We start from the raw sequence: 14,485 nt of genomic DNA, 5'->3' as shown, positions 1-14,485 counted from the left end.
TCTTCGGCCACTCTTTCGGCTACAGCGTTCCGTTGGCGCCCAGCTCCCGGATCGCGTCGGCGCGCTTCCGGATCGCGTCCCACTCCTCGTCGTCTTTCCCGTCGACGTGGGAGTACATCAGGCCCATTCGTCCCGTCCCGCGGAGGGTCTCCTCGTTGCGCTTCAGGAAGTCCCAGTACAGCGCGTTGAACGGACAGGCCCCCTCGCCGGTGGTCTTGGTGTGGGAGTACGGACACCCCGAGCAGTAGTCGCTCATCTCGTTCACGTAGTTCGCCGAGGAAGCGTACGGTTTCGAGGAGAGCACATCCGTGGCGAACGACCCCATCGCGACGACATTCGGCGTCGTCACCCAGTGGAATGCGTCGACGAACCCGAGATGGAACCAGCGGTTCAGCTCGTGGGGGTCCGTGCCGTACACGAGCGCGAAGTTCGCGAGCACCATCAGGCGCTCGATGTGGTGGGCGTAGCCGCGGTCGCGGACGTGTGAGACCGCCTCCGAGAGACAGACCATGTCGGTGTCGCCGGTCCAGTACGCCTCCGGGAGCGGTTCGGTCTGGTCGAGCTGGTTCGCCTCGCTCATCTCGGGCATCGACTCGCGGTAGACGTGGCGCACGAACTCCCGCCAGCCGATCACCTGCCGGACGAATCCCTCGACGGAGTTGAGCGGAACGGCCCCGTCCGCGCCGTCGGCGCCGTCGGAGCCGCCGCTGTCGCGGTAGGCGTCGACGACCACCTCGACGGCCTCGCGGGGGTGAAGCAGTCCGAGGTTGATCGCCGGCGACAGCAGCGAGTGATCCAGGGCCCACTCTCCCTCGACCATCGCGTCCTGATACGGGCCGAACTCCGGGAGCCGGACCTCGACGAACTGCGCCAGCGCGTGCAGCGCCTCCTCGCGGGTGACGGGCCACGCGAACCCGTCGAGCTCGGCGTTCCCCCAGTGGCCGCCGTAGCGGTCGACGACGAACTCGTGGACCTCGCGGGTGATCTCGTCGGGGTCGAACTCGGGGACCGGCGGGGGCGACCAGTCGTCCGGCGGCGTCTCGCGGTTCTCGTCGTCGTAGTTCCACTCGCCGCCCACGGGGTCGCCGTCGTCGTCCATCAGGATCTCCGTCTCCCGGCGGACGTGGCGGTACCAGTGCTCCTGTCGGTACGTGCCGCCGCCGTCGCCCGCGGACGATCCGCCGCGCGAGGCGACCCACTCGTCCCAGTCGTCCGGCGTCGTGAGGAAGCCGTCGTTGGCGACGAGCGTGCAGTCGCCGCCGCGAGCCTCGACCAGTTCCTTCAGCCGCGCGCCGGCGTCGTGACTCGCCGGGCGCTGGAGCACCAGCGAGTCGCCGGGATTCGCCTCGAAGTAGCGGTCGAGCCCCTCGCCGAACGACTCCGCTTCGAGGTACGTCACGTCGTAACCGTCCGCGCGGAGGGCGTCGCGGGCGTGGCGCATGGCCGAGAACACGAGCGTGAGCTTCTGCGGGTGGTACGGCATGCGCTCGGCGAAGCCGTGCGCCTCGATCATGAGGACGTGGTCGTCGGACTGCAGCGGTGCGGCGTCGGGGTGGAGTTGGTCGCCGAGGAGCCAGACGGTCATGGGTGGAGAGGGCCCGGCCGGTCCGGGCGCGACGAACCGATCCACGGCCGCCGGGCGCAAGGGCGTTGCGGCGGGACACAGCGGGGCCGCGTCGCATCTCCCATCCACCGTCCGCTCGCCGGCCGACTCAGCGCTCGCGAGTGTCGCGCCGGGTCGCCCGCTCGGCCGTCTCGCGATCGGCGACGGTCGCGGCGTCGCGCTCGCGCTCCTCGCGGACCAGCAGGGACACCGCGAGCGGCGCCGCGAGCGCGAGCAGCACGAACAGCCCGACGGCGATGCCGACGCCGGCCATCTACCCGCGGAACACGTCCACGAGGTCGCTGCCTGCGGAGCCGGTGTCGCGGTACAGCTCCGAGAGCCGCAGTTCGTGCACGAGACCACCCGGAACGAGTTGGTCCGGATGTCGAACAGCGCGGTTAGACCGCCATCGGACTTCCCTGGGTTCCGATCGGCTCACGAGAGGCTGTGCGTCTCGTGAACGCCGCCGGTGGCGGAGCTGGTTCCGAGCTCCGCGTCGGTGTGGCCCCACTCGGGACAGCCGTCCTCGCTGTCGGTGGAGGGCGCGGCTGCCATGCCTCCGTCAGCTCAGCGGTCCAGGATAAGTCCCGAGCGAGTGGTGCGCCGAGCGCGGAGGCGAGTGGTGCGCCGAGTGGGGCTCCGCCCCGCTCGTGTCGCGTTACTCGCCGAACTTCTCCTGTTCGCGCTCGCGGAGCTCGATCCGCCGCGTCTTCCCGGAGGAGGTCTTCGGGAGCTCGTCGACGTACTCGATCCGCCGCGGGTACTTGTACGGCGCCGTCTCTTCTTTCATGTACTCTTGCAGTTCGTCGGTCAGCTCGTCGCTCCCCTCGTAGCCGTCGGCGAGGACGACGTACGCCTTCACGACGTTGCCGCGCTCGTCGTGCGGGGAGCCGACCGCGGCCGCCTCGGCGATGGCCTCGTGGGAGACGAGCGCGTCCTCGACCTCGAACGGGCCGATTCGGTAGCCCGCCGAGAGGATGATGTCGTCGGCGCGGCCCTCGAAGAAGAAGTAGCCGTCCTCGTCCTCACGGGCCAGATCCCCGGTTCGATAGTAGTCGCCCGAGAACGTCTTGTCGTCCAGATTCGGCTTCTCGTAGTACTGCTCGAAGATGCCCGGACAGCCCACGGGCACCGCGATCTCGCCGATCTCGCCGGGCTCAACCTCAGTCTCCTCTTGCGTGTCGATGATCGTAGTTCCGAGGCCGGGCGTGGGCTTTCCCATCGATCCCTCCTTCACGTCGATGCCGGGGTAGTTGGAGACGAGACACACCGTCTCGGTCTGGCCGTAGCCGTCGCGCGGGGTGATGCCGTAGGCGTCTTGCAGCGCCTCGATCGGCTCGCGGTTGAGCGGCTCGCCCGCCGACAGCGCCTCCGTGAGGTCCAGATCGTACCGGCTCAGGTCGGTCTGCGTGAACATCCGGTACTGCGTCGGGACGGCGCACAGGCGGGTGACGCCCTCGCGCTCCATCACCGAGAGGAACTCGTCGGCGTCGAACTCGCCCTCGTACAGCAGTTGGCGCGCGCCGGTCGTGATCCCGACGCCGACGGGCGACCAGAACCACTTCGCCCAGCCGGTGCCGGTCGTCGCCCACAGCAGCTCTTCGTCCAGATCGACCTCGTCGTCCTCGACCCCCGGCGCGTCGGTGCCCTCGGCGGTGACGCCCCACCAGTACGGCGCGTTCACCAGCTCGAACGCGCGCATCCAGCGGTGCTTGTGGAGCACGGGCTTCGGCTGGCCGGTGGTGCCGGAGGTGTAGTTGATGCTCATCGGGTCCTGCGCGCCCACGTCGGGCCCGTCGTGTTCGGTCTCCTGGCCCTCCAGCAGGTCGTCGAAGGCGTGCCACCCGTCGAGCCCCTCCCCGCCCACCGCGATCAGGGTGTCGACGGGCGTCTCGTCGAGGATGGGATCGACCATGTCGACGAGCGACTCGTGGGCGACGACGGTGGTCGCCTCGCAGTCGTTCGCGCGGAAGGCCAGATCCTTCGGCTTGAGCATCTCCGAGCACGGGACGACCAGCGCGCCCCGCTTGAGCACGCCCAACTGGATCGCGAACACGTCCGGGTGGCGCGGGAGGAGGTGCATCACGCGGTCACCCTCGCCGACGCCCAGCTCCGCGAGGGCGTTCGCGAAGCGGTTCATGTCGCCGTGGATGGCCGAGTACGTGCGCTCGGCGCGTCCCCCTTCGTCGTCGAGGAACGTGACGGCCACGCGCTCGCCGAACGCCTCCGCGTGGCCCTCGACGACCGAGGGGAGGGTGTAGTCGTCGGGGATGTCCCACTCGAAGTCGGCGACGGCGGTGTCGTAGTCGACCGGCATACGCGGACCGTAGATACTATGAGGAATAATCGTTTGGGTCGCGTTGGAACGTTTCTGGCCCCGGCACGGCGGGGGGCGACACTCGGATTTTTGTCCCGCGCCGGCGACCCCCCGCGCATGGAGTACACAACCCTCGGCGACACGGGAATGACCGTCTCGCGGATCTGTCTGGGCTGCATGAGCTTCGGCGATCCCGACTGGCGCGAGTGGGTCCTCGACGAGGAGGCGGGGACCGAACTCGTCGACCGCGCGATCGAACTCGGCGTGAACTTCTTCGACACCGCCAACATGTACTCCGACGGCGCCTCCGAGCGCGTGCTCGGCGACGCGCTCGCCGAGTACGACCGCGACGAGTTCGTCGTCGCGACGAAGGGCTACTTCCAGATGCGCGAGGACGACCCGAACTCGGGCGGCCTCTCCCGGAAGACGATCCAGCAGGAACTCGACAACTCGCTGGACCGGCTCGGCATGGAGACGGTCGACCTGTACCAGACGCACCGGTGGGACGACGACACGCCCGTCGAGCAGACGGTGCGGGCGCTCGACGAGGCGGTCCGCGACCGCAAGGCGCGCTACGTCGGCGCCTCATCGATGTGGGCCCACCAGTTCGCCGACGCGCTGCACACGGCCGACGACCTCGGGCTGGAGCGGTACGTCACCATGCAGAACCACTACAACCTCCTGTACCGCGAGGAGGAGCGCGAGATGCTGCCGCTGTGCGAGCGCGAGGGCGTCGGCGTGATCCCGTGGTCGCCGCTCGCGCGCGGGTGGCTCGCCCGCCCGGTCGACGAGCTCGACGCCACGACGCGCGGTGAGAGCGAGGAGCACGCCCGGCGGCATCCGTACCTGGAGGGGGGCGGCGAGGAAGTCAACGCCCGCGTCGCAGAGCTGGCCGACGAGCGAGGGGTGAAGATGGCCCAGATCGCGCTCGCGTGGCTGTTCGAGCAGGACGCCGTCGACGCCCCCATCGTCGGGACCACGAGCGCCGAACACCTCGAGGACGCGGTCGAGGCGCTCGACATCTCGCTGTCGTCGTCGGACATGGCGTACCTCGAGGAGCCGTACGAGCCGGTCCGGGTGTCCGGTCACGAGTGACGCCGGCTGTTGTATCGGCTATGGTTAGCGCGTGATTAACAGAATACCAGGCAGCATTTACGAAATTTTATATCAAATCAATCTTCAATGGGTGGTATGTCCCGACACGGACGACGGACGTTCCTGAAGCTGAGCGGTGGCGTACTGGGCGGTGTCTTCGCCGGAAGCACGGTCACGGCGGCCGAGCGCACCGATCGGTTCATCGTGGGGACGAACGGCAAGCGCCTGCCCTCGGATCTCGACGTGGTCCACGAGATGCCGGGCGTGCAGTTCGCGGTCGTGGAGGGGAGCGAGTCCGAGATGAGGCGGTCGAAGGCGGTGAAGAGCTACGCGGCCGACATCGAGGTCGAACTGGACGATCCGGACGTGAACACGGGAGCGCCGACCGTCGACGAGGCGGACGTGAACGCCCCGTCGTCGACCGCGAGTCCGACAGACGAGCCGTATTATCCCCTCCAGTGGGACAAGCAGGCGCTGAACGTCCCGGACGCACACGGGGTGACGCGGGGAGCGGGCACCCGCGTGACGGTCATCGATACCGGCGTCGCCGCCGGCCACCCCGACCTGAAGGTGAACGAGTCGCTCTCGCGGAACTTCACGGGCGACGGACTCGGAGCCGCGGTCCCCGCTGGCGGTGATCACGGCACCCACGTCGCCGGTATCGTCGCCGCCCTCGACAACGGGGATGGGGTGGTCGGCACCGCCCCCGAGACGGAGTTGGTCGACTGCCGGGTGTTCTCGCCGAACGCGCTGGCGTCCTTCGGGGATATCCTCGCGGCGGTCGTCTACAGCGCAGCGATCGGCGCCGACGTGGCGAACCTCTCGCTGGGCGCGTACCCGATCCCCCGTCAGGGGCTCGGGTCGTTCTACGGGAAGGTGCTCAACAGCGTGATGACGTACGCGAACAGGGAGGGAACACTGCTCGTGGTCGCCGCGGGCAACGACGCCGCCGACCTCCAGCACGACAAGAACCTCATCAGTCTGCCAAACGAGGGCGCACAGGCGGTGTCGGTCGCAGCGACCGGCCCGATCGGGTTCGGCTGGGACGCCGACGCCGACGGCGAGACGACCGACTTCGCGGCCCCGCCCGAGAGCCCCGCGTTCTACACGAACTACGGCACCAATGCGATCACCCTCGGGGCGCCCGGCGGCGACGCCGACCTCGACGCCATCGGGACCGGCGTCCCGTGGTACCTCGATCTCGTGTTCAACACCCTCGCGATCCCCACCTACGAGACCGACGCCGACGGCGACATCGTCGGGATCGCGTCCGTCGAGTACACGTACGGCTGGAAGGCCGGCACGTCGATGGCCGCACCGAACGTCGCGGGCGCGGCCGCGCTGGTGAAGAGCGCGAATCCCGACTACAACGCGAACCAAGCCGAGAGCGCGCTCAAGAAGGCCGCAGAGGTTCCCGACGGCTACGACAAGGCGTACTACGGGTCCGGCTTCCTCGACATCGTCGACGCCCTCTGACCGCCACGGTTCGACTCGCGGCGCGTCACGGCTCCGACGGACCGCACGCCGCACCGGAGAGACCGTTCTGGGCGTCCCGATCGAACGGTAACCGCCGCGTTGACGACGGGGGAACCCGAAGGGACGGCCATGCCATGGAGCGAGGTCGAGACCACGGAGCGGTACGACGAGTGGGAACGCGCGGACGGCTACGCGACCCTGCGCGTTCGCGAACGCGCGGACGGCAGCTACGTCGTCCGGCTCGACCGACTCGAACAGGCGCCCGACGGTCGCAGCTACCGACGCGAACGGGTCGGCGACCGCGAGCGCGCGGACGAACTGGTGACGGACTGGAAGGAGGCGTTCGATCTGTCCGAGGAGTCATCCCGATAGCGGGGGCGAGCGACCGATCCCTACTCGTCTTGAAACCGCTTCGTCGTCTCGACCAGTGGGTGGCGCGCGTAGTCGACCACCTCGATATCGGTGATCGACTGGAGGCCCTCCTTGCGCGCCGTCTTCTCCATGCCGAGTTCGACGTGGTCGGCGATGGCGATGACGTACGCGTCCATCTCCTTGATCCCGAGCCGGTGGGCCGCCATCACTCGGTGGTGACCGTCGGCGAGCACGAGCGTGCCGTCGTCTTCGATCTCGCCGCTGGCGCTGGGGTTGTCGATGACGACGAGCGGCTCGGCGAGTCCCCGTTCGAGTTCGTAGCGCCGCCCTTCGAGTTCGTCGGCGTACACCCGCGCCTGCGTCGGGATAAGGTCGTCGAGGCGGACCTCCCGTCGCTCCTCGCTCGTGGCGACGCCGTGGATCTCCTCGAGCGTGTGCATCAGCTTTCCCACCTTCTCCGGGGTCGCGCGCTCGATCTGCGAGCGGATCACGTCGGTGTTGGAGATGATGCCCACGAGGTTGCCCGCGTCGTCGACGACCGGGAGCTTCTGGATGCCCGATCGGAGGATCACTCGCGCGGCATCGTTGACGTCCATCTCCGGGTGCGCGACGATGATGTCGTCGCTCATGACGGTGAACAGGGGGGCGTCCTCGTCGGCCGACAGCAGATCGCGCGCGGAGACGAACCCCACCACGGTGCGTCCGTCAGTCACGGGGAAACCGTTGTGGTTGTTATCGAGGATCCGATCGACGGCCTCGCGCACCGTGTCGTCGGGCGACACCGTCGCCACCTCGCGCGTCATGTACCCCTTAACTTCGGGCGCCGACAGCTCGCTCGCGCCGTCGTTCATTCGTCGCTCGGTTCGGACGGCGCCGAGGTAAGCGTTCCTCTCGGCGGCGATCAGCCCTCGTCGGGGAACGAGACCGCTCGATCGGCCGAACGGGTGGGTGTCGCCGGAGCGTCCTCGAGCGTTTCGAAGAACCGACCGGCGACGATGTCGCGGACGATTTCGGTCAGCGACTCCTTCGAGTCCTCGCCCACGTCGCCGAGGATGCCCAGCGAGATTTGCGCGCCGGCCATGTCGGCGTGCCCGCCCGCGGAGCCGATCTGATCGAGCGCGTCGCGAAGCGTCTCACCCAAGTCGAGGTCGGTACCGCGCGTCCGGCCGGACGCGTAGACCACCCCGTCGCGGTAGCCGTACACCAGAGTCGTGTTGACGCCCTCCATGTCGAGCAGTCGCTCGGCCGCCTGTGCGAGCGCGTCGCGGTCGGCGATCTCCCCGACGCAGGAGGCGACGACCGAGCCGCGCTGCTCACGCGCCCCGATGGCGCGCGCGAGCACGTTCAGCACCGCGGGGTCGAAGCTCGGCGACTCCACCCGGTCGAGCACCGACGCGTCCGCGTGCGACAGCAGCGACGCCGCGGCGTCGAAGTCCGCCTCGCTCACCTCCCGCGTGAAGTCTTTGGTGTCGATCCGGATGCCGTACAGCAGCGCGGTCGCCACCTGCGTGTCCGGCGTCACCCCGAGGCGGTCGAGGTACTCGACCAGCAGCGTCGACGTGGCGCCCACGTCGTCGCGCAGGTCGAGGAACTCGGCGTCAATGGGCTCGCGCGGCGGATGATGGTCGATCACGACGAGCGGATCGATCTCCTCCGGGAGCGAGTCGTTGACGCCCGGCCGCGAGTGATCGACGAGCGCGAACCCGGCGAACTCCTCGCGGGGGTCCGTGTCCGGGTCGAGCTGGCGCATCTCGATGTCGAGGAGGTTGACGAGCGCGCGGTTTTCCTGGTGGGAGATGTCGCCGTAGTAGCACGCTTCGGCGTCGGTGCCGGCGAATCGGGCGATCCGAACCAGCGCGATCGCCGAGGCGATCGCGTCTGGGTCCGGGTTGTCGTGGGCGACGACCGCCAGCGTCCCCTCGACGGAGCGCAGCGTCCGCACGAGCCCGCGAAGGCGCTCTGCTGTCGCACCCGTCGCCACGTCGAGCACGCGGTCGGCGACGACGCCGATCGGGTCGATGACGCGGTCCGCCAGCTCGCGCAGCGCCCGGAGGTCCGCCTCGGTCGCGTCGTCGCCGGCGTACGCGACGAGGGCCGCGTCGGGGAAGCGCTCTCGCGCGCGGTCGGCGACCGTGAGGTTCGCCGTCGCCGACGCCCCCGCCACGACGACGAGGTTGGCGTGATCGGGGTAGTTGTCCGGGTCGCGGGGGTCGGCTTCCAGCGCCGCGACGTGTTCGTCGCGCAGCGCGGACACTCGACCGCTGTCGTCGGTGATCACGTGCAGGTCGCCGGTCCGGCCGGTCAGCGCCTCGATGATATCGCTGCCGACTGTTCCACAGCCGAGCACCAGCCGACGCATTACACGGTCGAATCGGTCCCGATCGGGGAAAACCCTGCCGTCCTCCGGCGGAGCGAGGCTCCCGGATCGCGATCGGGCGCGAGGCGACGATGACACCGGTGAAGACGACAAGAACAGAACGGTATCGCGGGTTGTGCTGGCGGAACCGCGCCGGCGGAAAACGCGCCTCCGGGTTACGGGACGATCGCCGCCGCGGCCGACTGGGCCGTCTCGATGACCGGCCCGAAGCCGGGCAACAACAGAACCGTCGCGAGCGCCGCGAACACGACCGCGGCGTACAGCGCCGTCGGCGTCGACCCGAGCTCGAACTCGCTGACCGCGTCGTCGAGCCACAGCGCCTTCACGACGCGGCTGTAGTAGAACAGCGACAGCGCGCTGTTGACCGCGCCGACGGCCGCCAGCCACCAGAAGCCGGCGTCGACGGCGCCCATGAACAGGAAGTACTTCGAGAAGAACCCGCCGAACGGGGGCAGCCCCGCCAGCGAGAACATGAACACCGACATGGCGACCGACGCCACCGGCGCCTTGCTCGCCAGGCCGGCGTAGTCGTCGAACGTCCGACCGACGCCCCAGTGCTCGGCCAGCGCGACGAACAGGAACGCCCCGGTGTTCATGAAGCCGTACACGAGCAGGTGCGCCATCGACGCGCCGAGCACGTCGCCGCCGGCGGCGCCCGTGAACGCGGCCAGCCCGATGAGCGCGTAGCCAGCGTGCCCGATCGAGGAGTACGCGAGCATTCGCTTGACCTCCTCCTGGGTCGCCGCGGCGAAGTTACCCAGCGTCATCGTGACGACCGCGAGCACCTGGAACAGGAGCACCCAGTCGACGCCGGCCTCGAGCGGGAAGCCGGTGACGAACACGCGGAACGCGACCGCGAAGCCGGCTGCCTTCGACGCCGACGAGAGGAACCCGGAGACGGGCGCGGGCGCGCCCTCGTACGCCTCCGGTGCCCAGAAGTGGAACGGGACGGAGGCGGTCTTGAACGCGAAGCCGCCGGCGACCATCAGGATGCCGACGCCGGCGACGCCGGTGAGCCCCGTGAGATCGCCCGCGAGCGCCTCGTACACGTCCGGCAGCAGGAGGCTGCCGGTCGCGGCGTACACCAGCGAGATGCCGAAGGCGAACACCGCCGACGACAGCGCGCCGATGAGGAAGTACTTCAGCCCCGCCTCAACCGAGCCCGTGTCGCGCTTCAGGAACGCGACGAGGGCGTACGACGGAAGCGATGCGAGTTCGAGCGCGACGAACGCGACGGCCAGCGAGTTGGCGGCCGCCATCAGCGCCATCCCGGTCGCCGCGAACAGCATCAGCGCGTAGAACTCCGCCTGGTAGGCGCGACCGCGGAGGTAGTCGTAGCTCGCGACCACGACGAGCGCGGTCACGGAGGCGAACAGCGCCTGGAAGAACAGCGTCATCCCATCGACGATCAGCGCATCGCCGTAGAGCGTGATGGCGCCGTTCGTGCTCGGCTGCCCGGTGCCGGCCGAGAGGAACCAGCCGGCCAGGCCCAGTGCGGCGAGCGCGCCGACGGTGCCGACGCCGGCCAGCAGCGTCGGCCGCGTGTCGTTCGGGTCGATGCTGTCGATGACGAGCAGCAGCAGGCCCGTCACCGCGAGCGCCAGTACCGGGGCGAGCGCGGTCCACGTGGGGAGCTGATCGGCCTGCAAGAGCGCGGGCTCCATCAGGCACCACCCCCGACGACCGCGACGACCGGCTCGATCGCGTCAGTGATCATCTCGAAGAAGATGTTGGGTGCGACGCCGAGCGCGATGGTGCACAGCAGCAGCACCGCCAGCGGCGCCACGTCGTGGAAGTGCGCGCGGCGCACCTCGTAGTCCGTCTCGAGGGAAAACTCCCCGAACAGCGTGCGCTGCATCGCGAACAGCAGGTAGCCCGCCACGATGACGATGCCGAACATCGACGCCGCGGTGAACAGCGGCGCCGACGGGATCACCGTGGAGGCGAACGCGCCTTGGAAGATGAAGTACTCGGCGGCGAAGCCGGCCATGAGCGGGAGGCCCATGTAGCCGAACGCGCCGGCGACGAGGATTCCCACCGTGACCGGCATCCGGTCGGCCATCCCGGACATGTCGCCCACCATGCGCGTGTGGGTGACGTTGTAGATGACGCCGACCGCCATGAACATCAGCCCAGAGATGAGGCCGTGGGCGACCATCTGGAACGTCGCGCCGCCGATCCCCAGCCCCGTGTAGGCGATGAGGCCGAGGATGACGTACCCCATCGACGAGACGGAGGAGTACGCGACAATGCGTTTGAGGTCCTGCTGGGCCAGCGCGAGCATCGCGCCGTAGATGACCGAGACGACGGCGACGGCCGCGATGACCGTCGCCACGAGCGGTCGGGTCGCCACATCAGGCAGCATGGTGAAGTTGAAGCGCAGCAGCGCGTACGTCCCCATCTTCAGGAGGACGCCCGCCAGCATCACCGACACCGGCGTGGGCGCCTCGACGTGGGCGTCCGGCAGCCACGTGTGGAACGGGACGATGGGCACCTTGACCGCGAAGCCCGCGAACATGGCCGTGAAGGCGGCGAGCTTCAGCGTCGCCGGGTCGAGCCCGACGAACCCGGACAGTTTGCCCGCCTGGAGCGCCTGCGTTATCTCCGGCAGCCCAAAGGAGCTGACGGGGAGGTTGAACACCAGCGCCATGAACCCGATGAACATGACGAGGCTGGCGATGTTCGTGTAGACGAAGAACTTGATCGCGGCGTACTTCCGGCGCGGGCCGCCCCACACGCCGATGAGGAAGTACATCGGCACCAGCACGGCCTCCCAGAAGACGAACCACAAAAAGAAGTCGAGCGCGGTGAACACGCCCAGGAGGTTCGCCTCCATGAACAGCATGAGCCCGTAGAACTGCGACTGTCGGGTGTCGATGGGCGTCCACGCCGACACGATCGCCAGCGAGGACAGCACCGTCGAGAGGACGACCAGCGGGAGGCTGATCCCGTCGACGCCGACGAACCACTGCAGGTCGTAGCCGGCGACGGTCAGCCAGTCGAGTTGCGTCTGGTAGGCGATGCTCCCGGCCATGAGCGCGTTCCCGCCGGCGTCGAAGCCGGCCCACATCCACAGGCTCCCGGCGACCGGCAGGAGGCTCAGCGCGAACGCGAGCTTGCCTGCGTACTCGTCGGGCGCCAGCATGACGACCAGCGCGGCGAGGAACGTCACTCCGATGAGTGCTTCGATTATCACAGTAACCACCCCCCGAGAACGCCGAAGACGACAAGCAGCGCCGTCAGCCCCAGCGTCACGAGCGCCGCGTAGTTACTCACCACGCCCGTCTGGATACGCCGGATCCGCGAGCCCGAAAACAGGCTCACGCTGGAGACGGCGTTGACCGCGCCGTCGATGACGCCCTGGTCGAAGGTGTCCGCGGCGCGGGCCAGCGGGAGGACGACCCGGTTCGCGAGGTACACCTGATACTCGTCTTGGTAGTAGTTGTCGTACAGCAGGCCCTTGACCGAGCCGAGCTTGTCCGTGTGCTCGACCGGCTCCGGCACCGCGTACAGCCGGTACGCGAGTCCCAGACCCAACAGCGCGAGGCCGAGCGACACCGCGGCACCGAGCAGGACCGTCGTCACCTCGCCGCCGAGGTAGGCCGACGCGTACGGGTCGATCTCCTCGTAGTGGTGGACGGTGAGCGCCGAGAAGCCGCCGTCGAGCCACGAGTGGAGGAAGTCTACGTGCGCGCCCGTGAGGACGGCCACCGGCGCGAGGTTGACCGCGCCCGCGACCGTCGCGAGGACGCCAAGCACCGCGAGCGGCCCCTTCACGTTCCAGCGGACCGGCTCCGGCGACTCCGCCTGTTCCGTCCGAGGCTCACCGTGGAAGGTGAGATACACCATCCGGAACGTGTAGAACGCGGTGACGGGCACCGCCAGCAGGCCGAACGCGTAGCCCAGCAGCAGCAGTGGCGAGCCGCCCAGCCCGTGGACGAGCGTCTCGAAGAGGATCTCATCTTTCGACCAGAAGCCGGCGAACGGGAAAATTCCCGCCAGCGCCAGCGACCCGGCGAGGAACGAGTAGTAGGTGACGGGCATCTTGTCCTTCAGCCCGCCCATGTCCCACATGTTCTCGTTGTGGTGCATCGCGAGGATGACCGACCCGGCGCCGAGGAACAGCAGCGCCTTGAAGAACGCGTGGGTGAGCAGGTGGAACGTCGCGGCCACGTAGCCGCCCGCGCCGAGCGCGAGCATCATGTAGCCGTACTGCGAGATGGTCGAGTACGCGAGCACCTGCTTCAGTTCGCGCTTCACGACGCCCATCGTCCCGGCGAACAGCGCGGTGAAGCCGCCGACGAGCGCGATGACGCCAAGCGCCGTCGGCGAGACGGCGTAGAAGCCGTACATCCGCGCGACGAGGTAGACGCCGGCCGCGACCATCGTCGCCGCGTGGATGAGCGCCGAGACCGGCGTCGGACCCTCCATCGCGTCGGGCAGCCACGTGTGCAGCGGGAACTGCGCGGACTTGCCGATTACACCGCCGAGCACGAGCAGACCGACGACGGTGAACCACGCCTGGGGACCGAGCCCGAGGAACGTGTTCGCCGTGAACTCGCCGTGGAGCGCCTGCTCGGCCAGTACCGGGAATCCCGGCGCCGACTCGGTGCCGACGAACTGGGCGGTGCCGAACGTCGCGAACACGGCGACGACGCCGACGAGGAAGAAGTAGTCACCGAAGCGGGTGACGAGGAACGCCTTCTTCGCGGCCGACGGCGGGCCGGGCTCGCGGAAGTGGAAGCCGATGAGGAGGTACGAGCACAGCCCCACCAGCTCGAAGAACATGAACGCCATGAGCAGGTTGTCGGCGACGACGAACCCGAGCATGGACGCGGTGAACAGCCCGAGGCCGGCGTAGTAGCGCGGAAGGCCGGTCTGCCCGTCGTCGTTCATGTACCCCAGAGAAAACACGTGAACCAGCAGCGCGATGAGCGTCACGATGACGAGCATCATCGCCGACAGCGGGTCGATGAGGACGCCGAACGTCAGTTCGAGCCCCTCGCTGCCGGGGACCGCCCCGGCGGCCCACGCGTAGATCGTTTCGTCGTACACCTCGCCCCCTGCGACGGCGGCCGCCATCGCGACCGACAGCACCAGCGACCCGCCGGTCGCGGCGATGCCGGGGATGGCGCCGCCCTTCGGCAGCAGGTCGCGCCCCGAGAGGGCGGTCCCGACCGCGATCAGGAACGAGAGGAACGGGAGCAGTACGATGGCCGGCGCGAAGTCAAAGATTCCTGCCATA

General features: G+C 68.8%; 11 protein-coding genes. 3 read left to right on the top strand and 8 right to left on the bottom strand.

The features are described from left to right. Positions 1–19: 19 nt before the first annotated feature. The 3 genes from BUE16_RS05840 to BUE16_RS05835 all read right to left on the bottom strand — a co-directional run bounded on the left by BUE16_RS05840 (position 20) and on the right by BUE16_RS05835 (position 3,920). Positions 20–1,585 carry a cryptochrome/photolyase family protein gene (locus BUE16_RS05840; RefSeq protein WP_073307478.1) on the bottom strand — a complete coding sequence of 522 codons (1,566 nt, stop codon included), beginning with the start codon at positions 1,583–1,585 and terminating at the stop codon, positions 20–22. A gap of 127 nt (positions 1,586–1,712) precedes the next feature. Continuing rightward, on the bottom strand, positions 1,713–1,877 hold the full coding sequence (locus BUE16_RS16905) for a hypothetical protein (RefSeq protein WP_200778380.1): 165 nt from the start codon (positions 1,875–1,877) through the stop codon (positions 1,713–1,715). A 384-nt stretch (positions 1,878–2,261) separates the two neighbouring features. Beyond that, positions 2,262–3,920: an acyl-CoA synthetase gene (locus BUE16_RS05835; protein WP_073307476.1), complete on the bottom strand. Its 1,659-nt coding sequence runs from the start codon at positions 3,918–3,920 to the stop codon at positions 2,262–2,264. A gap of 117 nt (positions 3,921–4,037) precedes the next feature. Here BUE16_RS05835 and BUE16_RS05830 point away from each other — a divergent pair, with 117 nt between their 5' ends. The 3 genes from BUE16_RS05830 (at position 4,038) to BUE16_RS05820 (ending at position 6,863) form a co-directional block, all read left to right on the top strand. After that, the gene (locus tag BUE16_RS05830) at positions 4,038–5,015 is read left to right on the top strand and encodes an aldo/keto reductase (protein WP_073307474.1); all 978 of its coding nucleotides are present in this window, start codon (positions 4,038–4,040) and stop codon (positions 5,013–5,015) included. A gap of 96 nt (positions 5,016–5,111) precedes the next feature. Beyond that, positions 5,112–6,491 (top strand): S8 family serine peptidase, encoded by a 1,380-nt coding sequence (locus BUE16_RS05825; RefSeq protein ID WP_073307472.1) that lies wholly within the window; start codon positions 5,112–5,114, stop codon positions 6,489–6,491. A 129-nt stretch (positions 6,492–6,620) separates the two neighbouring features. Beyond that, positions 6,621–6,863, top strand: coding sequence for a DUF7543 family protein (locus BUE16_RS05820; RefSeq protein WP_073307470.1), 243 nt, complete (start codon positions 6,621–6,623; stop codon positions 6,861–6,863). 20 nt (positions 6,864–6,883) lie between these two features. Here BUE16_RS05820 and BUE16_RS05815 read toward each other — a convergent pair whose 3' ends face one another. The 5 genes from BUE16_RS05815 to nuoL form a co-directional block, all read right to left on the bottom strand. Then, positions 6,884–7,714 carry a CBS pair associated ParBc domain-containing protein gene (locus tag BUE16_RS05815; RefSeq protein ID WP_073307468.1) on the bottom strand — a complete coding sequence of 277 codons (831 nt, stop codon included), beginning with the start codon at positions 7,712–7,714 and terminating at the stop codon, positions 6,884–6,886. Between the two features lie 50 nt (positions 7,715–7,764). Beyond that, entirely contained in the window at positions 7,765–9,222 is a 1,458-nt protein-coding gene (locus tag BUE16_RS05810; protein WP_073307466.1) for a DHH family phosphoesterase, read from the bottom strand. A gap of 173 nt (positions 9,223–9,395) precedes the next feature. Further along, entirely contained in the window at positions 9,396–10,904 is a 1,509-nt protein-coding gene (locus BUE16_RS05805; RefSeq protein ID WP_073307464.1) for an NADH-quinone oxidoreductase subunit N, read from the bottom strand. Further along, the gene (locus BUE16_RS05800; protein ID WP_073307462.1) at positions 10,904–12,436 is read right to left on the bottom strand and encodes a complex I subunit 4 family protein; all 1,533 of its coding nucleotides are present in this window, start codon (positions 12,434–12,436) and stop codon (positions 10,904–10,906) included. The genes BUE16_RS05805 and BUE16_RS05800 overlap by 1 nt, the downstream gene beginning before the upstream one ends. Continuing rightward, entirely contained in the window at positions 12,433–14,484 is a 2,052-nt protein-coding gene (gene nuoL / locus BUE16_RS05795) for an NADH-quinone oxidoreductase subunit L (protein ID WP_073307460.1), read from the bottom strand. Before nuoL ends, BUE16_RS05800 begins: the two co-directional genes overlap by 4 nt. Position 14,485: the final 1 nt, after the last annotated feature.

It is taken from the genome of Halobaculum gomorrense, from assembly GCF_900129775.1.
Taxonomy (GTDB): Archaea; Halobacteriota; Halobacteria; order Halobacteriales; family Haloferacaceae; genus Halobaculum; species Halobaculum gomorrense.
This window is presented reverse-complemented; position numbering and strand designations above follow the sequence as displayed.

Excerpts from the sequence above, each read along its gene's own strand:
- BUE16_RS05840 (WP_073307478.1), bottom strand. The coding sequence starts at position 1,585 with ATGACCGTCTGGCTCCTCGGCGACCAACTCCACCCCGACGCCGCACCG.
- BUE16_RS16905 (WP_200778380.1), bottom strand. The coding sequence starts at position 1,877 with ATGGCCGGCGTCGGCATCGCCGTCGGGCTGTTCGTGCTGCTCGCGCTC.
- BUE16_RS05835 (WP_073307476.1), bottom strand. The coding sequence starts at position 3,920 with ATGCCGGTCGACTACGACACCGCCGTCGCCGACTTCGAGTGGGACATC.
- BUE16_RS05830 (WP_073307474.1), top strand. The coding sequence starts at position 4,038 with ATGGAGTACACAACCCTCGGCGACACGGGAATGACCGTCTCGCGGATC.
- BUE16_RS05825 (WP_073307472.1), top strand. The coding sequence starts at position 5,112 with ATGTCCCGACACGGACGACGGACGTTCCTGAAGCTGAGCGGTGGCGTA.
- BUE16_RS05820 (WP_073307470.1), top strand. The coding sequence starts at position 6,621 with ATGCCATGGAGCGAGGTCGAGACCACGGAGCGGTACGACGAGTGGGAA.
- BUE16_RS05815 (WP_073307468.1), bottom strand. The coding sequence starts at position 7,714 with ATGAACGACGGCGCGAGCGAGCTGTCGGCGCCCGAAGTTAAGGGGTAC.
- BUE16_RS05810 (WP_073307466.1), bottom strand. The coding sequence starts at position 9,222 with ATGCGTCGGCTGGTGCTCGGCTGTGGAACAGTCGGCAGCGATATCATC.
- BUE16_RS05805 (WP_073307464.1), bottom strand. The coding sequence starts at position 10,904 with ATGGAGCCCGCGCTCTTGCAGGCCGATCAGCTCCCCACGTGGACCGCG.
- nuoL (WP_073307460.1), bottom strand. The coding sequence starts at position 14,484 with ATGGCAGGAATCTTTGACTTCGCGCCGGCCATCGTACTGCTCCCGTTC.